Genomic DNA, 24,866 nt, shown 5'->3' on the forward strand with positions numbered 1-24,866 from the left:
TATGGGTAAGAATGTCGTAGTCCTGGGCACCCAGTGGGGTGATGAGGGCAAAGGCAAGATCGTTGATCTGCTGACCGAACATGCTGCCGCCGTGGTGCGCTATCAAGGTGGCCACAACGCTGGCCACACCCTGGTGATCGACGGCGAGAAAACCGTCCTGCACCTGATCCCCTCGGGTGTCCTGCGCGAAGGCGTGCAGTGCCTGATCGGCAACGGCGTGGTGGTTGCACCGGATGCCCTGCTGCGGGAAATCACCAAGCTGGAAGAGAAGGGTGTGCCGGTGCGTGAGCGCCTGCGTATCAGCCCGTCCTGCCCGCTGATCCTGTCCTATCACGTTGCCCTGGACCAGGCCCGCGAGAAGGCCCGTGGCGAGCTGAAGATCGGTACCACCGGTCGTGGCATCGGCCCGGCCTACGAAGACAAGGTTGCGCGTCGCGGCCTGCGTATCGGTGACCTGTTCCACCGCGAGCGTTTTGCCGCGAAGCTGGGCGAGTTGCTCGACTACCACAACTTCGTGCTGGTCAATTACTACAAAGAGCCGGCGATCGACTTCCAGAAGACTCTCGATGAGTGCATGGAATACGCCGAGCTGCTCAAGCCGATGATGCTCGACGTCACTGCCGAGCTGCACAACCTGCGTCGCGCCGGCAAGGACATCATGTTCGAAGGTGCCCAGGGTTCGCTGCTGGACATCGACCACGGTACCTACCCGTACGTCACCAGCTCCAACACCACCGCCGGCGGTATCGCCACCGGTTCGGGCGTGGGTCCGATGTACCTGGATTACATCCTCGGCATCACCAAGGCCTACACCACCCGCGTGGGCTCGGGTCCGTTCCCCACCGAACTGTTCGATGACGTCGGTGCCTTCCTGGCCAAGCGTGGTCACGAATTCGGCGCAACCACCGGTCGTGCTCGTCGTTGCGGCTGGTTCGATGCCGTGATCCTGCGTCGCGCCATCGACGTCAACAGCATTTCGGGCCTGTGCCTGACCAAGCTGGACGTGCTGGACGGTCTTGAAACCATCAATATCTGCGTGGGTTACAAGAACGAAAACGGTGCGGTCATCGACGCGCCGACCGATGCCGACAGCTACATCGGCCTGGAGCCGGTGTACGAGCAAATGCCGGGCTGGACCGAATCGACCTTGGGGGCCAAGACCCTGGAAGAGCTGCCGGCGGCGGCGCGCGCCTACATCAAGCGTATCGAAGAGTTGGTCGGCGCGCCGATCGACATTATTTCGACGGGGCCGGATCGCAACGAAACCATCGTACTGCGTCACCCGTTCGCCTGATAAGCCGTTGATGTAGATCACAAAGGGTCCCTTTTGGGGCCCTTTGTCGTTTCTGCCTGTTGTTCGGCACGAGCCTTGCTGGGATTATCCTCTAAAAAGGGTGCCATCAAATTAATGGCGCCAAAGTCGAGGAATCTCCAGTGTCGGCCATTCTCTCACTGTTACAAAGCCGTCTATTGCGGCCTGTGTTCGTTACCCTGGGTATCGCCCTTTTGGTGCAGGTGCTGGTGGCGGTCGCTCTGACCCGAAGCACGGTGACTGCGTTGGAGGCGGATCTGGGCGCTCGCCTGGGTATCGACAGCCAGAAGTTGTCCGGCGAGTTGGAGCAGGCGGGCAAGGAAGTTACGTCAAGTCTTGATGCTCTTTCGGTCAATACGCGCCAGCGCCTGAACAGCGGTTTGTCCTCGCGACTGAAGGATGAGCAGGGCCAGTTGCGCACTGCGTTGGAGAAGGATCTGAAGGATTCGGCCAATGACATGGCGCAATTGCTCGCCTCCGTGGCCCCCCGGGCCATGTGGGATAACGATGTGCCGACACTTTCCGAGTTCGCCCGCCGTGCCCAGCGTAATCCGAACGTACTGTTCGTAGTCTATGACGATGCGACCGGCGAGCACCTGACCCGCTACCTGAACCGGGAAAACCCGATCAACCAGGCTCTTTTGGCAAAGGGTGAGGGGGAGCGGGCGCTGGACAAGGTGCTCAGCGCGGCGAAGAACGATCCGTCGGTCTACTACCTTGAAGCTTCGATCAGCCCCAATGGCGTGGAGATCGGCAAGGTTCGCATGGGGGTTTCCACGGCCTCGGTCGAGACCGACCTGAAGGCCCTGGACCTGCGTTTCGCGGCCTTGATCGCCAGCAGCGACAAGCTGGTGGGCGACAGCCTGCAAGGGGCGTCGGCGGACAGTTCCAAGGCCATGCAGGCCCGCTTGCAATCGGCCCAGGCCACTGCTTCGCAAATGCAGGCCAACACCACCGCAACCGTGCAGGACGCGGCGCAGACCTTGCGCTGGCGGATCGGCATGGGCCTGGCCCTGGTCGGTCTCGGTGTGTTGCTGTTGTTGGCGGTGGTGCTCGGGCGGCGAGTGGTGAACAAGCTGCATCTGCTGATTGCGGCCCTGAATGACCTGGCGGCCGGGGAGGGGGACCTGACCAAGCGGGTCCAGCTCAACAGCAATGACGAGATTGGCGACATGGCCTCGGCGGTGAACCGCTTTGTCGACAAGTTGCAGCCGATCGTGCGCGAAGCGGGGGATGTGGCCCAGCGTACCGGGGTGGAAATCGGCCAGATGACCTTGCGCAATGCCGGTGCCGATGCGGCCGCGAATTTGCAGCGTGACGAAGTGGCGCAGAGCCTGCGCGAATTGTCGAAGATGGCTGACGATGCGCAGACCGAAAGCCATGCGATGCAGGCGGCATTGAAGCAGGTGGTGGATATTCGCCAGGCGACCGATGAAAACACCCGGACTTCGACCCAGGTCGGCAATCTGATCGAGGCGTTGGCCGGGCAGGTGGATACCGGTGCCAAGGTGATCGAGCGGCTGGCGCAGCAGAGTGAGCAGATTGAGGTGGTGCTGACGGTGATCCACGGGATTGCCGAGCAGACCAACCTGCTGGCCCTGAACGCGGCCATCGAAGCGGCGCGGGCGGGTGAAACCGGTCGCGGGTTTGCCGTGGTGGCGGATGAGGTGCGGGCCTTGGCGAGCAAGACGCAAAGTTCCACGGGTGATATCCAGGCGCATATCGGTGCCTTGCAGCAGGGCGCGCGGGAGGCCGTGGCCGCTATCGGCCAGGCGGGGCGCCAGGCCAGTGAGGGATTGGCGGTGTTGCGCAGCAGTGTGAAGTTGCAGCAGAGCGTGCAGTCTTCGGTGGAGCAGGTGCATGCGGCGATTGGCCTGGCGACCCAGGCGGCGGCCCATCAGGCCGAGGGCGCGCATGCGGTGCGTGGGCGGGTCGAGGTGATCCATGCCCAGGCCGAGCGTGCGGCGCAGGCGGTGGTGGAGACCACGGCCAGCGGCAAGGTGCTGGACAGCCTGGCGGGGCAACTCAAGGCGAGCCTGGGGCAGTTCCGGGCCTGACCGGGGCGTCAGTGCCGGCCTCTTCGCGGCGGTGCGGCGATCCGACAAGCTCTGCTCCCACAGGTTTTGTGTCTCTGCGCCAATCTGTGGTCAGGCGCGGACACTGTGGGAGCGGAGCTTGCCCGCGAAGAGGGTCTCAAGGTCGACAAAGTACGGACCTGTGGCTGGGCAGCCACATGGGTGTGGTGTGTTCAGGAGAAATGATGGGGCCATAAACGCAAAAACCCGCTTTCGCGGGTTTCTGTGAAATTCCAGAGCATTACTCTGAAACTTGAATTGGTGCCCAGAAGAAGACTCGAACTTCCACGACCTTGCGGTCACCAGCACCTGAAGCTGGCGTGTCTACCAATTTCACCATCTGGGCAGCATCAGCAGCGTTGCACGCCGTTGATGGACCGCACTATACGGAGAGCCTTTTGATCTGTAAACCCCTGTTTTTGCTTTTAATTAAATCTCAGGTGCGAGTTCGCGGTTCGTCGGGCCATGCTGGGGTGGGGCGTGAGGGTTCAGCTTGTTTTCCGGGAGCTGAAACGCAAAAACCCGCTTTCGCGGGTTTTTGTGAGATTCCAGAGTGTTACTCTGAAACTTGAATTGGTGCCCAGAAGAAGACTCGAACTTCCACGACCTTGCGGTCACCAGCACCTGAAGCTGGCGTGTCTACCAATTTCACCATCTGGGCAGTATCGCCAACGTCTCCGTCGTCGATGGCGCGCACTATACGGAGGCGCCTTTGAAGTGTAAACCCCTGTCATGAAAAAAACTTGGAAAAACGCTTCAATGTGCTTCTCATGGCATTTTTCACGCCGACAAATGGGTTTTAAGGCCGCCTATGTGCCTGAAATTTCCCGTTTCAATACGCGTATGCCAAACTAACCCGCATATAGACAAGGTGAAATTTATCTAATGGCCGATTGGCAGTCCCTCGATCCCGAGGCCGCTCGTGAAGCGGAAAAATACGAAAACCCCATTCCTAGCCGCGAACTTATCCTGGCGCACCTGTCCGAGCGTGGATCGCCGGCCAGTCGCGAGGAGCTGGTGGATGAGTTCGGCCTGACCACTGAGGATCAGATCGAGGCTCTGCGCCGCCGCCTTCGTGCCATGGAGCGCGATGCGCAACTGATTTACACCCGTCGCGGCACCTATGCGCCGGTGGACAAGCTTGACCTGATCCTCGGCCGCATCGCCGGTCACCGCGACGGTTTCGGTTTCCTGATCCCGGACGACGGCAGCGACGACCTGTTCATGAGCCCGGCGCAAATGCGCCTGGTGTTCGATGGCGACCGCGCCCTGGCACGGGTTTCCGGTCTGGACCGGCGCGGGCGCCGTGAAGGCGTGATCGTCGAAGTGGTGTCCCGGGCACACGAAAGCATCGTCGGGCGTTACTTCGAAGAAGGCGGCATCGGCTTCGTCGTGGCGGACAACCCGAAGATCCAGCAGGAAGTGCTGGTGACCCCGGGCCGCAACGCCGACGCCCGGGTCGGTCAGTTCGTCGAGGTGAAGATCACCCACTGGCCGACGCCGCGCTTCCAGCCCCAGGGCGACGTGATCGAAGTGGTGGGCAACTACATGGCGCCCGGCATGGAAATCGATGTCGCGCTGCGCACCTACGACATTCCCCACGTCTGGCCCGAGGCCGTGCTCAAGGAAGCGGCCAAGCTCAAGCCGGAAGTCGAGGAGAAGGACAAGGAGAAGCGCATTGACCTGCGCCATCTGCCGTTCGTCACCATCGACGGCGAAGACGCCCGCGACTTCGACGATGCGGTCTATTGCGAAGCCACGCCGGGCAAGCTGCGGCTGTTCTCCGGCGGCTGGAAGTTGTACGTGGCGATTGCCGACGTTTCCAGCTACGTGAAGATCGGTTCGGCGCTGGATGCCGAATCCCAGGTGCGCGGTAACTCGGTGTACTTCCCCGAGCGCGTCGTACCGATGCTGCCTGAGCAATTGTCCAACGGCCTGTGCTCGCTGAACCCGCATGTCGACCGTCTGGCGATGGTCTGCGAGATGACCATCAACAAAAGCGGGCAGATGACCGACTACGTGTTCTACGAAGCGGTGATCCACTCCCATGCACGCCTGACCTACAACAAGGTCAGCGCGATCCTGGAGCAGCCGAAGACCACCGAGGCGAAGAAGCTGCGTGGCGAGTATTCGGAAGTGGTTCCGGATCTCAAGCAGCTCTACGCCCTGTACAAAGTATTGCTGGCGGCGCGGCATACCCGTGGCGCCATCGACTTTGAAACCCAGGAAACGCGGATCATCTTCGGTTCCGAGCGCAAGATCGCGGAAATCCGTCCGACCACCCGTAACGATGCACACAAGCTGATCGAGGAGTGCATGCTGGCGGCCAACGTGGCCACCGCCGAGTTCCTCAAGAAGCACGAGATTCCGGCGTTGTACCGGGTCCACGACGGCCCGCCGCCGGAGCGCCTGGAAAAACTCCGGGCCTTCCTCGGTGAGCTGGGCCTGTCCCTGCACAAGGGCAAGGACGGTCCGTCGCCGAAGGATTACCAGGCGTTGCTGGCCAGTATCCAGAGCCGCCCGGATTTCCACCTGATCCAGACCGTGATGCTGCGCTCCCTGAGCCAGGCGGTGTACAGCGCCGATAACCAGGGCCACTTCGGCCTGAATTACGAGGCCTATACCCACTTCACCTCGCCGATCCGCCGTTACCCGGACCTGCTGACGCACCGCGCGATCCGCAGCGTCATCCACTCCAAGCAGGATACGCCGCACGTGCGGCGTGCCGGCGCGATGACCATTCCGAAGGCGCGGATCTATCCGTACGACGAAGCGGCGCTGGAGCAGTTGGGTGAACAGTGCTCGATGAGTGAGCGGCGTGCCGACGAAGCGACCCGCGACGTGGTGAACTGGCTCAAGTGCGAGTTCATGAAGGATCGCGTCGGCGAGTCGTTCCCGGGCGTGGTCACCGCCGTGACCGGTTTCGGCTTGTTCGTCGAGCTGACCGATATCTACGTCGAAGGCCTGGTGCATGTCACCGCCTTGCCGGGTGATTACTACCATTTCGATCCGGTTCATCACCGCCTGGCGGGTGAGCGTACCGGTCGCAGCTTCCGTCTCGGCGATACGGTGGAAGTGAAGGTCATGCGCGTCGACCTCGACGAGCGCAAGATCGACTTCGAAATGGCCGAGAAAACCCTCAATGCGCCGATCGGTCGCAAGAAGCGCGGGGCTGAAACCAGCGCTCCTGCTCCGGCAGCGGTCGAGAAAGCAGCGGAGCCGGCGAAGGCCGGGCGCCGTGGCGTGACCGCGAAGAAATCGGACGATGCCTATCGTCCCAGCGATGCGGCGGCAAAAAACGCCGAAGTGCGCAGAAGTCGTGAACTGAAGCAGGCGTTGTTGGCCGAAGCCAAGAACGGCGGTAAAGGCAAGACCGAGGGAAAGCCCGCACGCGGGACTCCGCCGGAAAAGCCGAGCAAGCATCGTAAAGGCCCGCCAAAAGCGGGCGCTGGTCCCGCGAAAAGCGGCGGGGCACGTAAACCCAAGGGCAAGTCATGAGTCAGTTGGAAAAAATCTACGGCGTACACGCCGTAGAGGCGTTGTTGCGTCATCACCCGAAACGCGTCAAGCAGATCTGGCTGGCCGAAGGCCGCAGTGATCCACGGGTCCAGGTGTTACTGGGGCTGGCCGCGGAAAACCGCGTGTCGGTCGGCCAGGCCGAGCGTCGCGAGATGGATGCCTGGGTCGAAGGCGTGCACCAGGGCGTGGTCGCGGACGTCAGTCCGAGCCAGGTGTGGGGTGAGGCGATGCTCGACGAACTGCTCGATCGTACCGAAGGCGCGCCGTTGATCCTGGTGCTCGACGGCGTGACCGACCCGCATAACCTCGGCGCCTGCCTGCGCACGGCCGATGCGGCGGGTGCGCTAGCGGTGGTGGTACCCAAGGACAAGTCGGCGACCCTGACCCCGGCGGTGCGCAAGGTGGCCTGCGGCGCGGCGGAAGTGATTCCGCTGGTGGCGGTGACCAACCTCGCGCGGACCCTGGAAAAACTTCAGCAGCGCGGTCTATGGGTTGTCGGTACGGCGGGCGAGGCGGAGCAGGAGTTGTACCAGCAGGACCTGACCGGTCCGACCATCCTGATCATGGGCGCCGAAGGCAAGGGCATGCGGCGCTTGACCCGCGAGCATTGCGACTACCTGGTGCGCCTGCCGATGGCCGGTAGCGTCAGCAGTCTCAACGTCTCCGTGGCGACTGGTGTGTGCCTGTTCGAAGCGCTGCGCCAGCGCAGTGTCAAGGCTGCTAGCAAAAAGGCCTGATCTGAGGCCTTGGCCGATGCCGGCTTGTTCGCAAGTTTTAAGCCGAGCGCGGTCTTGTGGCGTGCGGGCTTGCCCGCTCGCCACAAGGTTGCCTGCATCCACATGCACGGGTGCGCATCGGTGGGTGATGTTGTTCAAATAATCACCAATTGTCTTGCGCCCCTCGCCCCCCTTCTCTACAATTGCGCCCCTTGCCGTGATGGCTGGCGCATCTGTGCCTACTCCAGGCAAGACACACAAGTGTCATTCACTCCTTGTCTGACCGTTTTTGAGCGGCAGGCTACAACCCGTAAGGAGCATTCATGCGTCATTACGAAATCATCTTTTTGGTCCACCCGGATCAAAGCGAACAAGTCGGCGGCATGGTAGAGCGTTACACCAAGCTGATCGAAGAAGACGGCGGCAAAATCCACCGTCTGGAAGACTGGGGCCGTCGTCAACTGGCCTATGCAATCAACAATGTTCACAAGGCTCACTACGTGATGCTGAACGTTGAATGCACTGGCAAGGCCCTGGCCGAGCTGGAAGACAACTTCCGCTACAACGATGCTGTGATCCGTAACCTGGTCATCCGTCGCGACGAAGCCGTTACCGGCCAGTCCGAGATGCTCAAGGCTGAAGAAAACCGCAGTGAGCGCCGTGAGCGTCGCGACCGTCCTGAGCACTCCGACGCCGATGGCGTTGAGGGTGATGACAGCGACGCCAGCGATAACGCTGACGAGTAATCCACGGACCTTTTGAGGAGCCAATTACATGGCACGTTTCTTCCGTCGTCGTAAATTCTGCCGCTTCACCGCTGAAGACGTGAAAGAGATCGATTACAAAGATCTCAACACCCTGAAAGCCTACGTATCCGAAACCGGCAAAATCGTTCCAAGCCGTATCACCGGTACCAAAGCTCGTTATCAGCGTCAGCTGGCCACCGCTATCAAGCGCGCCCGCTTCCTGGCCCTGCTGGCCTACACCGACAGCCACGGCCGCTGAGACCGGGCAGTCGACACGTAGTAAAGGATTGAATGCATGCGCGCCTTAGCTGGTTTCATCATGCGCGGACGTATGCAGGCCATGCTCGTCGTGGCCGGATCTGCGGCATTGCCGCTGTTGTTCTGGTTGAGTGCCGCCGCCGGGTGCCTTGTGCTCCTGCGGCGCGGTTCGGACGCCCTTGGCGTCATTGGTCTGGGTGTGTTGTCGGTGCTGCTGTTCTGGCACTTCAACATCCAGAAAGACCCCACGGCCCTTCTGGTGCTGCTCGGGTCTTGCAGCCTGGCGCTGGTTTTACGCGCCGGCTACTCCTGGAACCGCGTGCTGCTGGTCAGCATGGCTGTAGGGTTGGCATGTGCGGTGAGTCTGGGGACGATTTTCAGTCCCTTCATCGAAGGGTTGGCGCAGACGTTTGAACAAGTCGTGCCGCTGGCTCTCGGTGAGGTCTACCACAAGTTGTCGGTAGATCAGCGAGCGTTCCTCGCGTCACTGGCCGTGCCCCTGTTGATCACCTCGACGGCGATCTCGCTGCAGGTCTTTAGTGTGATGTGCCTGATTCTTGGGCGCTATTGGCAAGCGTTGTTGTACAACCCCGGTGGTTTCGGGCGCGAGTTTCGCGCGATCCGGATCCCCAGGAAGGTGGCGCTGTCGCTGCTGGCCGTCATGTTTGTCGCGCCGTTTATCGGCCTGCATGCATTGATTCTGTTGCCGCTGTGCAGTGTTCCGCTGGTCTTCGCCGGCCTGGCCCTGATTCACGGGCTGGTGGCGCAGAAGAAGCTGGCCAGTTTCTGGCTGGTGGGGTTGTACGTCACGCTCGTGCCATTCATGCACTTGCTCGGTCCGTTGCTCATGGTATTGGCCATTGTCGACAGCCTGATTGATTTTCGCGGACGCCTGGCGTCGAAAGATGCCGATAACGGTTCCGCGAACGGTGAAGGTTAAAAGTTAAGAGGATTTCCACATGCAACTGATCCTTCTGGAAAAAATCGCCAACCTGGGCAACCTGGGCGATAAGGTAAACGTTAAGGCCGGTTACGGTCGTAACTACCTGCTGCCATTCGGCAAAGCCACCGCTGCGACCGCTGCCAACCTGGCTGCGTTCGAAGAGCGTCGCGCTGAGCTGGAAAAAGCCGCAGCAGACAAGAAAGCTTCGGCTGAATCGCGTGCCGCCCAACTGGCTGAGCTGGAAGTGACCATCACTGCCACCGCCGGTGACGAAGGCAAGCTGTTCGGTTCGATCGGCACCCACGACATCGCTGATGCCCTGACCGCCTCCGGCGTTGAAGTGGCAAAAAGCGAAGTGCGTCTGCCGAACGGCACCATCCGTAACGTGGGTGAATTCGACGTGGCCGTGCACCTGCACGCCGAAGTCGAAGCAACCGTACGCGTTGTCGTGGTGGCTGCTTAAGCAGTACCCAATCGTCTGGCGACTTGTGCGCCAGACGGTTAACATCGGGCACGACTCTGTTCATTCAGGTCGTGCCCTTTGTTTTTTTGGCAACGTCCTTTTGCAACCCCCCTGATTCCAAGTGGCCATGAACGATATCTCCGCTCCCGAGCAATACGATCTGCAAACCGCCGCGCTGAAAGTGCCGCCGCATTCCATCGAGGCCGAACAGGCTGTGCTCGGTGGTCTGATGCTGGACAACAACGCTTGGGAGCGCGTGCTCGATCAAGTCTCGGACGGCGACTTCTATCGACATGACCACCGCCTGATCTTCCGCGCCATTGCCAAGCTGGCCGATCAGAACATGCCGATCGACGTGGTGACCCTGGCCGAGCAGTTGGACAAGGAAGGGCAGACCTCGCAGGTCGGCGGCCTGGGCTATCTGACGGAGCTGGCGAAGAACATCCCGTCGGTGGCCAACATCAAGGCCTACGCCGCGATCGTTCGCGAGCGGGCGACCCTGCGCCAGTTGATCGGCATCAGCACTGAAATCGCCGACACCGCATTCAACCCGCAAGGGCGGACCGCGGCGGAGATTCTCGACGAGGCCGAGCGGCAGATCTTCCAGATCGCCGAAGCACGGCCCAAGACCGGCGGTCCGGTCAGCGTCAACGACCTGCTGACCAAGGCCATCGACCGGATCGATACGCTGTTCAACACCGACAACGCCATCACCGGGCTGTCCACCGGCTACACCGACCTCGACGAGAAGACCAGCGGTCTGCAACCGTCCGACCTGATCATCGTCGCCGGCCGTCCGTCCATGGGTAAGACCACCTTCGCCATGAACCTGGTGGAGAACGCGGTACTGCGCAGCGACAAGGCGGTGCTGGTGTACTCCCTGGAGATGCCCGGCGAGTCGCTGATCATGCGTATGCTCTCCTCCCTCGGGCGGATCGACCAGACCAAGGTCCGCGCCGGTCGCCTGGAAGACGACGACTGGCCACGCCTGACCTCGGCGGTCAACCTGCTCAACGACCGCAAGCTGTTCATCGACGATACGGCCGGTATCAGCCCGTCGGAAATGCGCGCGCGGACCCGGCGCCTGGTACGTGAACACGGCGATATCGCCCTGATCATGATCGACTACCTGCAGCTGATGCAGATCCCCGGGTCCAGCGGCGACAACCGGACCAACGAGATTTCCGAGATCTCCCGGTCCCTCAAGGCCCTGGCCAAGGAATTCAACTGCCCGGTGGTGGCCCTGTCCCAGCTCAACCGCTCCCTCGAGCAACGGCCGAACAAGCGCCCGGTGAACTCCGACTTGCGTGAATCCGGAGCGATCGAGCAGGACGCCGACGTGATCATGTTCGTGTACCGCGATGAGGTTTATCACCCGGAAACCGAGCATAAAGGCATCGCCGAAATCATCATCGGCAAGCAGCGGAACGGCCCGATCGGCTTTATCCGCCTGGCTTTTATCGGCAAATACACGCGCTTCGAGAACCTGGCTCCGGGCAGCTACAACTTCGACGACGACGAGTAAGGCCCCGCCGATTTCCGACTATAACGGTCGGACTTGGTTATTTTTTGTGCTATATTCCGCGCCCGCGAATTTTCATCTCGACACCGGTCATCGCCATGCAAGCAGCCAAGCCGTTATTTGACTATCCCAAGTACTGGGCCGAATGTTTCGGGCCTGCGCCCTTCCTGCCCATGAGCCGGGAAGAGATGGATCAGCTTGGCTGGGATTCCTGTGACATCATCATCGTCACCGGCGATGCCTACGTCGACCATCCGTCCTTCGGCATGGCGATCATCGGCCGGCTGCTGGAGTCCCAGGGCTTCCGCGTCGGGATCATTGCCCAGCCGAACTGGCAGTCCAAGGACGATTTCATGAAGCTCGGCGAGCCGAACCTGTTCTTCGGGGTAGCGGCCGGCAACATGGATTCGATGATCAACCGCTACACCGCCGACAAGAAAATCCGCTCCGACGACGCCTACACGCCGGGCGGCCTGGCCGGCAAGCGGCCGGATCGCGCCAGCCTGGTCTACAGCCAGCGCTGCAAGGAAGCCTACAAGCATGTGCCGATCGTCCTCGGCGGCATCGAGGCCTCGCTGCGCCGGATCGCCCACTACGACTACTGGCAGGACCGCGTGCGCAACTCGATCCTGATTGACGCCAGCGCCGACATCCTGCTCTACGGCAACGCCGAGCGGGCGATTGTCGAAGTCGCCCAGCGCCTGTCCTATGGCCACAAGATCGAAGACATCACCGATGTGCGCGGCACCGCGTTCATTCGTCGTGACACGCCGGCTGGCTGGTACGAAGTCGACTCCACGCGCATCGACCGGCCGGGCAAGGTCGACAAGATCATCAACCCCTACGTGAACACCCAGGACACCCAGGCCTGTGCCATCGAGCAGGAAAAGGGGCCGGTTGAAGATCCGCAGGAAGCCAAGGTCGTGCAGATCCTGGCCAGCCCGCGCATGACCCGCGACAAGACCGTGATCCGCCTGCCGTCGGTGGAAAAGGTCCGTGGCGATGCGGTGCTGTATGCCCACGCCAACCGCGTATTGCACCTGGAAACCAACCCGGGCAACGCCCGCGCGCTGGTGCAGAAGCATGGTGATGTGGACGTCTGGTTCAACCCGCCGCCCATTCCGATGACAACCGAAGAAATGGACTACGTGTTCGGCATGCCTTATCAGCGTGTCCCGCACCCGGCGTATGGCAAGGAGAAGATCCCGGCTTACGAGATGATCCGTTTCTCGGTGAACATCATGCGCGGCTGCTTCGGCGGCTGTACCTTCTGCTCCATCACCGAGCATGAAGGGCGGATTATCCAGAACCGTTCCGAAGAGTCCATCATTCGCGAGATCGAAGAGATCCGCGACAAGGTGCCGGGTTTTACCGGGGTTATTTCCGACCTCGGCGGGCCGACCGCGAACATGTACCGCATCGCCTGCAAGAGCCCGGAAATCGAATCCGCGTGCCGCAAGCCGTCGTGCGTGTTCCCGGGTATCTGCCCGAACCTGAACACCGACCACTCGTCGCTGATCCAGCTCTATCGCAGTGCCCGTGCCTTGCCGGGGGTGAAGAAGATCCTGATCGCTTCCGGCCTGCGCTACGACCTCGCGGTCGAGTCGCCGGAGTACGTCAAGGAACTGGTGACCCACCACGTCGGCGGTTACCTGAAGATCGCCCCGGAGCATACCGAGGAAGGTCCGCTCAACCAGATGATGAAGCCGGGCATCGGCAGCTATGACAAGTTCAAGCGCATGTTCGAGAAGTACTCCAAGGAAGCCGGGAAAGAGCAGTACCTGATTCCGTACTTCATTGCCGCGCACCCGGGCACCACCGACGAAGACATGATGAACCTGGCGCTGTGGCTCAAGGGCAACGGTTTCCGCGCCGACCAGGTGCAGGCGTTCTACCCGTCGCCGATGGCCACCGCCACGGCCATGTACCACTCGGGCAAGAACCCATTGCGCAAGGTCACCTACAAGAGCGACGCGGTGACCATCGTCAAGAGCGAGGAGCAGCGCCGGTTGCACAAGGCGTTCCTGCGCTACCACGATCCGAAGGGCTGGCCGATGCTGCGCGAGGCCTTGCAACGCATGGGCCGTGGCGACCTGATCGGGCCGGGCAAGGACCAGTTGATCCCGCTGCACCAGCCGGCGACCGACAGCTACCAGAGCGCGCGCCGGAAGAACTCGACACCGGCCGGCAGCCACAAAGTGGCGAAGGACACGACCACCAAGATCCTCACCCAGCACACCGGCCTGCCGCCGCGTGGCAGCGATGGTGGCAATGCCTGGGACAAGCGCGAACAGGCCAAGGCCGCCGCGTTTGCCCGTAACCAGCAGGCGGCCAAGGAACGTGCCGACGCGGCCAAGGGCAAAGGCAAGAAGCCGACCCGCAAGCCGGTGGTGCCGCGCTGATTACAGCCTGGACTGCCCTGGTTGATGTGCTTGGTTCAATGCCCGTCGGTTGAAAGCGATCTCAAGCCAGGCTGAGGTTTGTGGCGAGCGGGCTTGCCCGCGCCGGGCTGCGAAGCGGCCCTGATGGCCTTTTGCGTTCTAGTGGGACCCCGAGTCCTTTGTTAAGGTGGCGCGATTCCCACGTCACCCGACGCAAGTCTTCTCAAGGATGAATACCCGTGAGCAACCCGCTCCCTGGCATCGGCATGGATTCCAGCCCCTCGCAATTTCTCGCTCGCCAACGTATCGAGAGCCAGATCAACTTACCGCGACTCTTTGCGGCGATTGACGCCGACCCAGGCATCGTCGGGGCCGGGGTGGTCTATATCGACGCCGACTTCAACGTCGTCACCCTGCGCGAGTTCCAGCCGATCTGCAGCATCAAGCCCAAGCGCATCATCCTGCGCGAGGCGCAGAAGTACATTGCGCCCACGCAATTCGCCCAGCAGGTGCAAAGCAATCCACGCGAGTCGCGCCTGGCGATGGAGGCGGTGAACACCACACTGTCATGCGCTGGTGCAGTGATCAGTTGGGTGGTGATCGCCAGTGGCAGTGTCCTGGTGCCTTTTACGGCGGGTGCCAGTGGGGTGGTGGTCGCCATCGCTTATACCGCCGCCGGTGCCAGCAGCTTGCAGTGCGTCAACGGTGTTATCCGCACGGGGTTGGAAATCGCCAAGCCCGAAGTGAATGACTGGCTGGACAGCGAGGCCTGGTACCAGAACGCATCCATCGGCCTGGATGCGGCCTCGCTGGTCGGCGTCGGCGCTTCCGCCCTCACCACCATCAAGCTGGTGCGGGTCGCCAGGGCCACCACTGGGAAAACCCTACGTGAGGTGCTGCGTGGTTTGAACCGGCAGGAGCGGTCCAAGCTGACCAAGGAGCTGCTGAGCATCAACGACCCGCGGATGACCTCGAAGATGCTCAAGCTGCGGCAGCTGGCAGGTGAATTGCCCAAGCGTTATACAACCACCCAGCTCAAGCACGGCACGATCACCCAGATCAAGGACTCCCTCGGCGCGGCCATCGGCCTGACCGGAAGCGCCTTGTCCGGCAATGTCAAAACCATCGCCGTGGGACTCTACGAGGAGTTTGACGAGTGAGTGAGGAGCTGACACTGCGTGGCTTTTTCCGCGAACACTTTCTCGGGTTTATCGCCGGAATCTTTGCGGCTTATTTTTCGCTTGGGTTGAGTGTCGTCCTGGCCTTCGTAACTTACTTCCGGCAGCTGCCACTGGCCGACAGCGGGTTATACATTCTCCTGGCGGGGGCGGTACTGACGCTGCTGATCGTTCATGGCAACCTCATGGTGCTGTGGGGCCGGCCACAATGGGTGTGGTTGCTGATCGGCGTCTTCGGGGCCTGCCTGTTGTTCGTGTTGCCGATGATCACGTATGACCCTCATCGAGGCCTCTATGGGCTGGGATTGTTGTTCCCCTTGCTGGGTCTGCTGTTTCTCAACAGTCGTGGTCAGCGGAGCATGCGGCGCAAGCTGGTGGATATCCGTGCGCAGCGGGAGAAGCTGCAGCGCGCTCAGGCACAGCGTCGAGCCTGATGCTCCTGGTGGATCTGCCCCGTTTCCTGGCGCGCTATTTCCCGACGTTCATCGGCGCTATCTTCGCGATGCTGGTCTCGCTGGCCTGCGCTATTCCCTTGATGACGGATTTTTATTTCCCTGACACCTCGCTGGGTGAACAAGCAACCTGGTCCATGCTGGGTGGCATGGCGATCACCCTGGTCGTGGTGCATTGCAATTTCATGCTGGTGCGCGGCAGGCCGCAGTGGGTTTGGGGGCTGGCCGGGGTGCTGGTTGTATGCCTGTTGGGCGTATTGCCGACCATCGAGGATCATCCGCATAAAGTCATCCATGCACTGGCTGTGCTGTTTCCGCTACTGGGTCTGCTATTGCTCAACAGCAGGCGCCACCGCGAAATGCGCAGCAAGCTCGTCGACATCCGTCACCAGCGCGAAGCCCTGAAAAATGCCCTGGGGGCCCGGCGCAAACCACGCTGAGAGCGCTGTTCGACCATTCGCCCTCTTTCTGTGCGACTCTCTGCACTACGCCCTCAAGCTGGCGCCATTCTGGTGCTGTGCTTAGCTGAGCGAGCACGACTCACGCCGAAAGCGCAGGACTTGGCCAAGTGGCATAAGTCTTGCGCGCGTCGGTTCAAGCCCAGGCTCGCAGGAGGCACGCCGTGTCGATCCATGTCGCATTGCACCATGTCACGCATTACCGCTATGAACGCGCCATCGAGCTCGGTCCGCAGATTGTTCGCCTGCGTCCGGCGCCCCACAGTCGCACGCGGATTTTGTCCTATGCGCTGAAGGTCCAGCCCGAGCAGCATTTCATCAACTGGCAACAGGATCCCCAGGGTAATTACCTGGCGCGTCTGGTGTTTCCGGAAAAAACCGCGGAACTGCGCATCGAGGTCGACCTGGTCGCCGAGATGGCGGTGTTCAATCCGTTCGACTTTTTCCTCGAACCCTATGCCGAGAAAATCCCGTTCACCTACGCCGCCGATGAAAAGCACGAGCTGTCGCCCTATCTGGAAAAACTGCCGCTGACGCCCAAGTTCCAGGCCTACCTGGACGGCATCGACCGCACGCCGCTGCCCAGCGTGGATTTCCTGGTGGCTCTCAACCAGCGCCTGAGCGAAGACATCGGCTACCTGATCCGCATGGAGCCCGGCGTGCAGACGCCCGAGCAGACCCTCGTCAACGCCTCCGGCTCCTGCCGCGACTCGGCCTGGCTGCTGGTGCAGCTGCTGCGGCACCTGGGGTTGGCGGCGCGCTTTGTCTCCGGCTACCTGATCCAGCTCACCGCCGACGTGAAAGCCCTCGACGGCCCGTCCGGCACCGAGGTCGACTTCACCGACCTGCACGCCTGGTGCGAAGTCTATCTGCCCGGTGCTGGCTGGATCGGCCTGGACGCCACTTCCGGGCTGTTCGCCGGGGAAGGGCATATTCCGTTGGCCTGCAGCCCCGATCCGTCGTCAGCGGCGCCGATCAGCGGCCTGGTGGAACCTTGCGAGTGCGAGTTCAGCCATGAGATGTCGGTGGAGCGGATCTGGGAGGCGCCGCGTGTCACCAAACCCTACACCGAGGAACAGTGGCTGGCGATCCAGGCCCTGGGCCGGCAGATCGACGCCGACCTGCTCGAAGGCGATGTGCGCCTGACCATGGGCGGCGAGCCGACCTTTGTCTCCATTGATGACCCCGACGGCGCCGAGTGGAACACCGCCGCCCTGGGCCCGGATAAACGCCGGCTGTCCGCCGAACTGTTCCAGCGCATGCGCCAGCGTTATGCGCCGCAAGGCCTGGTGCATTTCGGCCAGGGCAAGTGGTACCCGGGGGAACAGTTGCCGCGCTGGTCGCTCAACAGCTACTGGCGCCGCGACGGCGTGCCGATCTGGCACAACAGCGCGCTGATCGCCGACGAGCAGCAAGACTACGGTGCCGACGGCGAAACGGCCGGGCGTTTCCTGGCGAGTGTCGCCGAACGTCTGAAACTGCCGAGCCGCTTTGTCTTTCCTGCTTACGAGGACAATTTCTACTACCTGTGGCGCGAGGGGCAGTTGCCGATCAACGTCACGGCCACGGATCCGCGACTGGATGACGAACTGGAACGCGCGCGCTTGCGCAAGGTGTTCTCCCAGGGCCTGGACAAGGTCATCGGCCAGGTGCTGCCGCTGGCCCGCACCGCCGCCAATGATCGCTGGCAGAGCGGGCGCTGGTACCTGCGGGACAGCCATTGCCGGCTGGTGCCGGGAGATTCGCCGTTGGGTTACCGTCTGCCATTGGCCTCGCAGCCGTGGGTGACAGCGGCGGAATATCCCTTCGTGCACTCGACCGATCCCAACCAGGATCTGCCGGAGCTGCCGGATACCACCGCCCTCAAGGTCCATGGCGAGCCGGTGGTCAGCGAGGAGCGGGTACCGAAGATCGACGAGTCGGCGGCCTGGCTGACCCGCACCGCCTTGTGCGCCGAGGCCCGGGGCGGGCGCTTGTATCTGTTCATGCCGCCGCTGGAGCGGGTCGAAGACTATCTGGAGCTGGTCAGCGCCATTGAAGCCACCGCCGAGGAGCTGCATTGTCCGGTATTGCTGGAAGGCTACGAGCCGCCCCACGATGCACGCCTGGCGAATTTCCGGATCACCCCCGACCCGGGCGTGATCGAGGTCAATGTGCAGCCGTCCGCCAGTTGGGACGAGTTGGTCGAGCGCACCGAGTTCCTCTACGAGGAGGCGCGCCAGACTCGCCTGACCACCGAAAAATTCATGATCGACGGGCGCCATACCGGCACCGGCGGCGGCAACCATTTTGTCCTCGGCGGCGCGACGCCGGCGGACTCGCCGTTCCTGCGGCGGCCGGACCTGCTGCGCAGCCTGATCAGCTACTGGCATAACCACCCGTCGCTGTCCTACCTGTTCTCCGGGCTGTTTATCGGCCCGACCTCCCAGGCCCCGCGGGTGGACGAAGCGCGCAACGACTCGCTGTACGAGCTGGAAATCGCTTTCGCGCAGATGCCGCAGCCGGGCGAGGAGTGTCCGCCCTGGTTGGTCGATCGCCTGTTGCGTAACCTGCTGATCGACGTGACCGGCAACACTCACCGCGCCGAGTTCTGCATCGACAAGCTCTACTCGCCGGACGGCGCCACGGGGCGTCTTGGCCTGCTGGAACTGCGTGCCTTTGAAATGCCGCCCCATGCGCGCATGAGCCTGACCCAGCAACTGCTGCTACGGGCGCTGGTGGCGCGCTTCTGGCGCGAGCCCTATGCCCCGCCCAAGTTGGCGCGCTGGGGTACTGAACTGCATGATCGCTTCCTGTTGCCGCACTTTATCGAGCAGGACTTCGCCGATGTGATCGTCGACCTCAACGCCGCCGGTTATCCGCTGCGCGCCGAATGGTTCGCCGCGCACCTGGAATTCCGTTTCCCGAAAGTCGGCGACTACGCGGTCAACGGCATCGAGCTGGAAGTCCGCCAGGCCCTTGAGCCCTGGCATGTACTGGGCGAGGAGGGCGCGGTCGGCGGCACGGTGCGCTATGTGGATTCATCCCTGGAGCGCTTGCAGGTCAAGTTGAGCGGCCTGGCGCCGCAACGCTATCTGCTGACTTGCAACGGCGTGGCGGTGCCGCTGCAACCCACCGGGCGGGTCGGCGAATTTGTCGCCGGGGTGCGCTATCGTGCCTGGCAACCGGCCAACTGCCTGCAACCGACCATCCCGGTCCACGCGCCGCTGGTGTTCGACCTGCTCGACACCTGGATGCATCGTTCCCTGGGCGGTTGCCAGTATCATGTCGCCCATCCGGGCGGGCGCAACTACGAAACCTTGCCGGTCAACGCCAACGAAGCGGAAAGCCGGCGCATGGCGCGCTTCTTCCGCCTCGGCCACAGTCCCGGCACGCTGCCGATCCCGCCGTTGAAGATCAACGACGAACTGCCGATGACGTTGGACCTGCGACACACATAAAGCTGGCAGGGCGCACGGAGTTTTCGCGTATCCGTGCGTCATCTGTCTGCGTTAACCTGATTGCCCTTGCCGTCTGCCGAGCTTTCCATGCCCGACCTGCTTGACCGCTACCCGCTGACACCGGGGACCTATCACGAACTGCTGGACGACGGCGGCGCCGTGCGTGCGCATTGGCGGCCGCTGCTCGAGCAGTTGCAGCGCAGCACGCCTGCGCAACTGGCCCAGCGCCAGGCCTTGCTGGCCCGGCAGATCCAGGAAAACGGCGTGACCTACAACGTCTACGCCGATCCCAAGGGCGCCGACCGGCCCTGGGAGCTCGACCTGCTGCCGCATATCATTCCCGCCGACGAATGGCAGCGGGTGGCGGCGGGTATCGCCCAGCGCGCGCGCCTGCTGAATGCGGTGCTGGCCGATCTGTATGGCCCGCAGACCCTGATTCGCGACGGCCTGCTGCCCGCCGAGCTGGTCTTCGGCCACAACAATTTCCTCTGGCCTTGCCAAGGGATCCAGCCGCCGGCCGGAACCTTCCTGCACCTGTTCGCCGTGGACCTGGCGCGCACGCCCGACGGGCGCTGGTGGGTCACGGCGGATCGGACCCAGGCGCCGTCCGGGGCCGGCTATGCCCTGGAAAACCGCACCATTGTGTCGCGGGCCTTCCCCGACCTGTACCGCGACCTGCGGGTGCATCACCTGGCCGGGTTCTTCCGTACCCTGCAGGAAACCCTGGTCCGCCAGGCACCCAGCGATGCCGAGGCGCCGCTGGTGGTGCTGCTGACCCCGGGGCGTTTCAACGAAAGCTATTTCGAACACCTCTACCTGGCGCGCCAGTTGGGTTATCCACTGGTGGAAGGCGGCGACCTGACGGTGCGCGACGCCACGGTCTACCTCAAGACCCTGAGCGGCTTGCAACGGGTGCACGCGATCATGCGCCGGCTCGACGACGACTTCTGCGATCCGCTGGAACTGCGCACCGACTCGGCCCTGGGCGTGCCCGGCCTGCTGGAAGCGGTGCGCCAGGGCCGGGTGCTGGTGGCCAATGCCCTGGGCAGCGGCGTGCTGGAGTCGCCCGGCCTGCTGGGCTTCCTGCCGCAGATCAACCAGCACCTGTTCGGCGAGGAATTGATCCTGCCGTCCATCGCCACCTGGTGGTGTGGCGAACCGCCGGTGTTGGCCCAGGCCCTGGAAAAACTGCCGGAACTGCTGATCAAGCCGGCGTTTCCGTCACAGAGTTTTGTCCCGGTGTTCGGCCGCGACCTCAATGACGAACAACGCCAGGCCCTGGCCGAGCGCATACGCGCCCGGCCTTACGCCTATGTAGCCCAGGAGCTGGCGCAGTTGTCCCAGGCGCCGATCTGGCAAGCCGAAGAGGGTGCCCTGCAACCCCGGGCCATTGGCATGCGGGTCTATGCGGTGGCTAGCGCCGACGGTTATCGGGTGTTGCCCGGCGGCCTGACACGGGTGGCGGCGGAGGCCGACGCCGAGGTGGTGTCGATGCAGCGCGGTGGCGCGAGCAAGGACACCTGGGTGCTCAGCGAGCGCATGCCCAGCGGCGAGCAATGGCGCACCCAGCGTTCTCTTGGGGTCCGCGACCTGGTGCGGCGCGATCCCTACCTGCCGTCGCGGGTGGTGGAAAACCTGTTCTGGTTCGGTCGCTACTGCGAGCGTTGCGACGACAGTGCGCGTTTGTTGCGGATCATGCTCGCGCGTTACGTCGACGGCGACGATCCCCAGGCCTTGCAGGCGGCGGTGGAGCTCGGCGAAAGCCTGATGCTGCTGCCGGAGGAGGGCGAGTTGCCCGAGCGCCTGCTGGCGGCCCTGCTCGGCGACGATTGGCCGTTCAGCCTGCGCTCCAATCTGCAACGCTTGCAGTGGGCGGCGTCCCAGGTGCGCGGCAAGCTGTCGCGGGAAAACTGGCAGGCGCTGGTGGAACTGCAACGCGAAGCCCTGAGCCTGGAAAGCGAAGACCCGAACTTCGGTGAACTGCTGGATTTCCTCAACCGTCTGGTCATGTCCCTGGCGGCGTTGTCCGGTTTTGCCCTGGACGACATGACCCGCGACGAGGGCTGGCGCTTCCTGATGATCGGTCGGCGCATCGAGCGCCTGCAATTTCTCAGCAGCAGCCTGGCGGCCTTCCTGCGTGGCATCGCGGTGTTCGATCAGGCCGGGCTGGCGTGGTTGCTGGAGCTGGGCAACAGCAGCATCACCTATCGCTCGCGCTACCTCGCGGTGCCGCAACTGATCCCGGTGCTCGACCTGTTGCTGCTGGATGAGCAGAACCCCCATGCGGTGCTGTTCCAACTGAAGCTGGTGAGCCGTACCTTGCGTCGTTTGAACGATGACTTCGGGGTTCCACGGGAGTCGGGATTGAGCCAGTTGGCCGAGCGCCTGGGGCGTTTCGATCTCGGCAACCTGGAAAGCGCCCTGTTCGGCGAGACCGGCGTGCGCGACGTGCTCGACGGCCTGGCCGAGCTGTTGCAGGAAATCGCCGATGCCAGCGGCCAGGTCTCCGATCGCCTGGCTTTGCGGCATTTTGCCCATGTCGACGATGTCAGCCAGCAGACGGTGTCCGTGTGATGAGTGCCCTCTACCAGATTTTCCACGATACCCATTATCACTACGACAGCCCGGTGTCCCTGGCCCAGCAACTCGCTCACCTGTGGCCGCGAGCCTGTGACTGGCAAGTGTGCAGCGAGCAGATGTTGCAGATCAGCCCCGAGCCGACCAGCCGCCGCGATGAGTTCGATGTGTTCGGCAATCCGTTGACCCGCCTGGCGTTCGAGCGGCCCCATGACGAGCTGTTGGTCAACGCCTGGCTGAATGTCGAGGTGCTGGCGCGGCCGGCGGTGGATTTCGACCGCTCCACCGCCTGGGATGCTACCCGCAGCGCCCTGACCTACAGTGGCCAGGTATTGAATCCGGAGATTCTCGAGGCGTGTCGTTATCGCTTCGAATCACCCTATGTGCATCTGAAGAAAAGCTTCGTCGAGTTTTCCGAGAGTTGCTTCCCGCTCGGACGGCCGTTGCTGGTGGGGGTCCAGGCGCTGATGGAGAAGATTTTCAGCGAGTTCACCTTCGATGCCGAGGCGACCCAGGTCGCCACGCCGCTGGTGGAGGTGCTGGAGCGGCGACGCGGGGTCTGCCAGGATTTCGCCCACCTGATGCTCGCCTGCCTGCGCTCGCGGGGTCTGGCGGCGCGTTATGTCAGCGGTTACCTGCTGACCCAGCCACCGCCCGGCCAGCCGCGCCTGATCGGCGCCGATGCCTCGCATGCCTGGGTGTCGGTGTTCTGTCCGGTGTCGGGCTGGGTGGATTTCGATCCGACCAACAATGTGCAGCCGGCCCTGGAGCACATCACCCTGGCCTGGGGCCGGGATTTCTCCGATGTGTCGCCGTTGCGCGGGGTGATCCTGGGAGGTGGTAGCCATGACCCGGAAGTGCGGGTAACGGTGATGCCGATGGGCGAGGTGGGGCGGCCGCTCAACTGAGGCTGTGGGAGCCGGCTTGCCGGCGATGGGGCGTCAAGACCGGCAAAAGCTTCGTCGGAACGCCGCCCGGACCAAGCTCCGCTCCCACAGGTTTCGGTGTAATCAGTCGATCAGGCGTTCGGTGTTGGTTCCTGCGCCTCGGTTGCTTCGCTTTCCGCTTCCGGATTCAACAAGGCCGCGGCCTCTTCTTCGGCGGTGGTTTTCTTGCGTTGCAGCTTTTCCTCTTTCTTCTGCTCTTTGGCCAGGTCGCGCTGACGTTTGGCAAAGGAGTAATTGGGTTTGGCCATGGGCGATCCTCTGGGGTCGAAGGTGAGGTTGAGCGGCGCGTATTCTGCCTGTGTTCGTGGCGCAGCACACGAAACAATGGTTTTTCGCGACAGGCTGGCCCCAGAGTAAAGGTTGGCCGGCGACTCTCCAAGGATTAAACCTCGCGCGACGGCCTTTCAAAGGTACCGCTGGCACCACAGGCGTAGGCGGCGAGCAAGCTTTGCAACAGGCTGTTGATAGACATTTTAGACGCTCCGGTGAGTGAGAACGTCCTAATGTTAGAGGGCGCCAGTTCGTCTGGCTGGTTGATTGTATCCATCGAAGCGATAGCTTAGGATTGTATACAATTTCTTGATTCAGATCAGGGGGACTGCTCTTGATTTCGGGCAGTCTTCCCATTTGATTCCCTGATTTTCATACCCTGCCTTGGAGATTCACCATGTTCGCCAAAGTTGTTGCGGTATCCCTGTTGGCCCTCGCCAGCGGCCAGTTGCTTGCCGCCGAATGCAAGGTCGATGTCGACTCCACCGATCAGATGTCCTACACCGTCAAGGACATCAGCATCGACAAGAGCTGCAAGACCTTTACCGTGAACCTGAGCCATTCCGGCAGCCTGCCGAAGAACGTCATGGGCCATAACTGGGTGCTGAGCAAGGCCGCCGACATGCCCGGGATCGCAACCGACGGCATGGCCGCCGGGATCGACAAGAACTACCTGAAGGATGGTGACACCCGGGTCATCGCCCATACCAAGATCATCGGTGCCGGCGAGAAGGATTCGGTCACCTTCGACGTATCGAAACTGACGGCCGGTGAGAGCTATGCGTTCTTCTGCTCGTTCCCGGGCCACAACTCGATCATGAAAGGCACGCTCGCCGTCAAGTAAACGCTTGCCGCAACCCTGGCGCCAACGCTCAGGGTTGCTCCTTCATCTTGAGATCCAGGCGAATACGTTTGCCTTGCAGGTCCTCCAGGCTCAGGGTTCCGCCGAGTTTGGAGGGTTTGCGATTGCCGCCGATCAGCCGCCCCTGATCGTCCAGTGCGTGGCAAGTGAGTACCTGGCCCGGGCCGAAGAGGGCATCGGGGTCGCTGATCTCCCAATCGCACAAACCCTCATAGTGTTTTTCCCCCGAACTTGGAAAACCCGACACACCCGGGCGCAGGTTGTCGCGCACGGCAATCGAGCCGCTATGGGTGATGCTGCGGTTCAGGTTGTCAGGTCCGTACAGCGCCTCGGTCTCGAAGCTCACTTCACTCAGATACAGTTTGCAGTCAGGCAATTCGTAGCCCAGGGGCACCTTGAAGTCGGTGCTGTGGGGCGTTTGCCCGAGCGCGGTATTGAAGTGCAGCACCGTGGGCTGATACGGACAGCCGAGTTGGCTGGCTTTCGGGATGTAGTGGGCGTTGGCCTGCAAGGCGGTTTGCGCCGGCATCTGGACGATCAGCGAAAAATGCGCGGCGCTGGGTTGGCCGGCGGCGGGGTTGTCGAGGGGGCTGGCGGCGGTGGCGACCCAACAGATGATCGCGAGGGCTCCGAGCAACGGAAAGGACCAGGGGGATCGGAGCACGGGTTGCGCTTGCAGCTTCGGGTATTTGCGATTGAGCAACATCGGATGGGGCCCTGCCAACAACAAGATGCGGCGAAGACTGC

19 protein-coding genes and 2 tRNA genes are annotated in these 24,866 nt (G+C 62.4%); 17 read left to right on the forward strand and 4 right to left on the reverse strand.

Features of this window, described 5'->3' with window-relative positions; all coding sequences use genetic code 11:
- Position 1 precedes the first annotated feature (1 nt).
- Both M5B96_RS07345 and M5B96_RS07350 read left to right on the forward strand, forming a co-directional pair.
- The gene (locus M5B96_RS07345) at positions 2–1,294 is read left to right on the forward strand and encodes an adenylosuccinate synthase (protein WP_040063855.1); all 1,293 of its coding nucleotides are present in this window, start codon (positions 2–4) and stop codon (positions 1,292–1,294) included.
- Positions 1,295–1,434: 140 nt separating this feature from the next.
- Complete coding sequence (locus M5B96_RS07350) at positions 1,435–3,369, forward strand: methyl-accepting chemotaxis protein (RefSeq protein WP_248796040.1); 1,935 nt, start codon at positions 1,435–1,437, stop codon at positions 3,367–3,369.
- A gap of 277 nt (positions 3,370–3,646) precedes the next feature.
- On the opposite strand, the gene M5B96_RS07355 is transcribed toward M5B96_RS07350, so the two are convergent.
- Positions 3,647–3,733, reverse strand: a tRNA-Leu gene (locus M5B96_RS07355).
- Positions 3,734–3,961: 228 nt separating this feature from the next.
- Positions 3,962–4,048 (reverse strand) — tRNA-Leu (locus M5B96_RS07360).
- Positions 4,049–4,272: 224 nt separating this feature from the next.
- Between M5B96_RS07360 and rnr the strand changes: the two genes are divergently transcribed.
- The 14 genes from rnr to M5B96_RS07430 all read left to right on the forward strand — a co-directional run bounded on the left by rnr (position 4,273) and on the right by M5B96_RS07430 (position 22,948).
- Entirely contained in the window at positions 4,273–6,885 is a 2,613-nt protein-coding gene (rnr, locus tag M5B96_RS07365; RefSeq protein WP_248796041.1) for a ribonuclease R, read from the forward strand.
- Complete coding sequence (gene rlmB, locus M5B96_RS07370; RefSeq protein WP_177090496.1) at positions 6,882–7,643, forward strand: 23S rRNA (guanosine(2251)-2'-O)-methyltransferase RlmB; 762 nt, start codon at positions 6,882–6,884, stop codon at positions 7,641–7,643. Before rnr ends, rlmB begins: the two co-directional genes overlap by 4 nt.
- Before the next feature lie 302 nt (positions 7,644–7,945).
- Positions 7,946–8,368, forward strand: coding sequence for a 30S ribosomal protein S6 (gene rpsF / locus M5B96_RS07375; RefSeq protein ID WP_040063859.1), 423 nt, complete (start codon positions 7,946–7,948; stop codon positions 8,366–8,368).
- 28 nt (positions 8,369–8,396) lie between these two features.
- Positions 8,397–8,627: a 30S ribosomal protein S18 gene (gene rpsR, locus M5B96_RS07380; protein ID WP_002551829.1), complete on the forward strand. Its 231-nt coding sequence runs from the start codon at positions 8,397–8,399 to the stop codon at positions 8,625–8,627.
- A gap of 36 nt (positions 8,628–8,663) precedes the next feature.
- Positions 8,664–9,566: a hypothetical protein gene (locus M5B96_RS07385; protein ID WP_248796042.1), complete on the forward strand. Its 903-nt coding sequence runs from the start codon at positions 8,664–8,666 to the stop codon at positions 9,564–9,566.
- Positions 9,567–9,585: 19 nt separating this feature from the next.
- Positions 9,586–10,032, forward strand: a complete 447-nt coding sequence (rplI, locus tag M5B96_RS07390) for a 50S ribosomal protein L9 (RefSeq protein WP_017125059.1) — start codon at positions 9,586–9,588, stop codon at positions 10,030–10,032.
- A 127-nt stretch (positions 10,033–10,159) separates the two neighbouring features.
- On the forward strand, positions 10,160–11,557 hold the full coding sequence (gene dnaB, locus M5B96_RS07395) for a replicative DNA helicase (RefSeq protein WP_103495657.1): 1,398 nt from the start codon (positions 10,160–10,162) through the stop codon (positions 11,555–11,557).
- A 95-nt stretch (positions 11,558–11,652) separates the two neighbouring features.
- A complete protein-coding gene (locus M5B96_RS07400) occupies positions 11,653–13,956 on the forward strand; it encodes a YgiQ family radical SAM protein (RefSeq protein ID WP_248796043.1) in 2,304 nt (767 codons plus the stop codon).
- Positions 13,957–14,174: 218 nt separating this feature from the next.
- Positions 14,175–15,095 (forward strand): NAD synthetase, encoded by a 921-nt coding sequence (locus M5B96_RS07405; protein ID WP_248796044.1) that lies wholly within the window; start codon positions 14,175–14,177, stop codon positions 15,093–15,095.
- The gene (locus M5B96_RS07410; protein ID WP_248796045.1) at positions 15,092–15,547 is read left to right on the forward strand and encodes a hypothetical protein; all 456 of its coding nucleotides are present in this window, start codon (positions 15,092–15,094) and stop codon (positions 15,545–15,547) included. The genes M5B96_RS07405 and M5B96_RS07410 overlap by 4 nt, the downstream gene beginning before the upstream one ends.
- Positions 15,547–16,005: a hypothetical protein gene (locus M5B96_RS07415; protein ID WP_248796046.1), complete on the forward strand. Its 459-nt coding sequence runs from the start codon at positions 15,547–15,549 to the stop codon at positions 16,003–16,005. The genes M5B96_RS07410 and M5B96_RS07415 overlap by 1 nt, the downstream gene beginning before the upstream one ends.
- A 182-nt stretch (positions 16,006–16,187) precedes the next feature.
- Positions 16,188–19,463 carry a DUF2126 domain-containing protein gene (locus M5B96_RS07420; protein WP_248796047.1) on the forward strand — a complete coding sequence of 1,092 codons (3,276 nt, stop codon included), beginning with the start codon at positions 16,188–16,190 and terminating at the stop codon, positions 19,461–19,463.
- 87 nt (positions 19,464–19,550) lie between these two features.
- Entirely contained in the window at positions 19,551–22,037 is a 2,487-nt protein-coding gene (locus M5B96_RS07425; protein WP_248796048.1) for a circularly permuted type 2 ATP-grasp protein, read from the forward strand.
- A complete protein-coding gene (locus tag M5B96_RS07430; RefSeq protein ID WP_248796049.1) occupies positions 22,037–22,948 on the forward strand; it encodes a transglutaminase family protein in 912 nt (303 codons plus the stop codon). The genes M5B96_RS07425 and M5B96_RS07430 overlap by 1 nt, the downstream gene beginning before the upstream one ends.
- A gap of 110 nt (positions 22,949–23,058) precedes the next feature.
- On the opposite strand, the gene M5B96_RS07435 is transcribed toward M5B96_RS07430, so the two are convergent.
- The gene (locus M5B96_RS07435; protein ID WP_248796050.1) at positions 23,059–23,235 is read right to left on the reverse strand and encodes a hypothetical protein; all 177 of its coding nucleotides are present in this window, start codon (positions 23,233–23,235) and stop codon (positions 23,059–23,061) included.
- A gap of 419 nt (positions 23,236–23,654) precedes the next feature.
- Between M5B96_RS07435 and azu the strand changes: the two genes are divergently transcribed.
- On the forward strand, positions 23,655–24,101 hold the full coding sequence (gene azu / locus M5B96_RS07440) for an azurin (RefSeq protein ID WP_248796051.1): 447 nt from the start codon (positions 23,655–23,657) through the stop codon (positions 24,099–24,101).
- 28 nt (positions 24,102–24,129) lie between these two features.
- Here azu and M5B96_RS07445 read toward each other — a convergent pair whose 3' ends face one another.
- Complete coding sequence (locus M5B96_RS07445; RefSeq protein ID WP_248796052.1) at positions 24,130–24,825, reverse strand: hypothetical protein; 696 nt, start codon at positions 24,823–24,825, stop codon at positions 24,130–24,132.
- Positions 24,826–24,866: the final 41 nt, after the last annotated feature.

It is taken from the genome of Pseudomonas sp. MWU13-2105, from assembly GCF_023242315.1.
Lineage (GTDB): Bacteria > Pseudomonadota > Gammaproteobacteria > Pseudomonadales > Pseudomonadaceae > Aquipseudomonas.

Coding starts and splice junctions, on each gene's coding strand:
- M5B96_RS07385 (WP_248796042.1), top strand. CDS start 8,664: ATGCGCGCCTTAGCTGGTTTCATCATGCGCGGACGTATGCAGGCCATG.
- rpsF (WP_040063859.1), top strand. CDS start 7,946: ATGCGTCATTACGAAATCATCTTTTTGGTCCACCCGGATCAAAGCGAA.
- M5B96_RS07430 (WP_248796049.1), top strand. CDS start 22,037: ATGAGTGCCCTCTACCAGATTTTCCACGATACCCATTATCACTACGAC.
- M5B96_RS07425 (WP_248796048.1), top strand. CDS start 19,551: ATGCCCGACCTGCTTGACCGCTACCCGCTGACACCGGGGACCTATCAC.
- azu (WP_248796051.1), top strand. CDS start 23,655: ATGTTCGCCAAAGTTGTTGCGGTATCCCTGTTGGCCCTCGCCAGCGGC.
- rpsR (WP_002551829.1), top strand. CDS start 8,397: ATGGCACGTTTCTTCCGTCGTCGTAAATTCTGCCGCTTCACCGCTGAA.
- dnaB (WP_103495657.1), top strand. CDS start 10,160: ATGAACGATATCTCCGCTCCCGAGCAATACGATCTGCAAACCGCCGCG.
- M5B96_RS07345 (WP_040063855.1), top strand. CDS start 2: ATGGGTAAGAATGTCGTAGTCCTGGGCACCCAGTGGGGTGATGAGGGC.
- rplI (WP_017125059.1), top strand. CDS start 9,586: ATGCAACTGATCCTTCTGGAAAAAATCGCCAACCTGGGCAACCTGGGC.
- M5B96_RS07415 (WP_248796046.1), top strand. CDS start 15,547: ATGCTCCTGGTGGATCTGCCCCGTTTCCTGGCGCGCTATTTCCCGACG.
- M5B96_RS07400 (WP_248796043.1), top strand. CDS start 11,653: ATGCAAGCAGCCAAGCCGTTATTTGACTATCCCAAGTACTGGGCCGAA.
- rnr (WP_248796041.1), top strand. CDS start 4,273: ATGGCCGATTGGCAGTCCCTCGATCCCGAGGCCGCTCGTGAAGCGGAA.
- rlmB (WP_177090496.1), top strand. CDS start 6,882: ATGAGTCAGTTGGAAAAAATCTACGGCGTACACGCCGTAGAGGCGTTG.
- M5B96_RS07445 (WP_248796052.1), bottom strand. CDS start 24,825: ATGTTGCTCAATCGCAAATACCCGAAGCTGCAAGCGCAACCCGTGCTC.
- M5B96_RS07435 (WP_248796050.1), bottom strand. CDS start 23,235: ATGGCCAAACCCAATTACTCCTTTGCCAAACGTCAGCGCGACCTGGCC.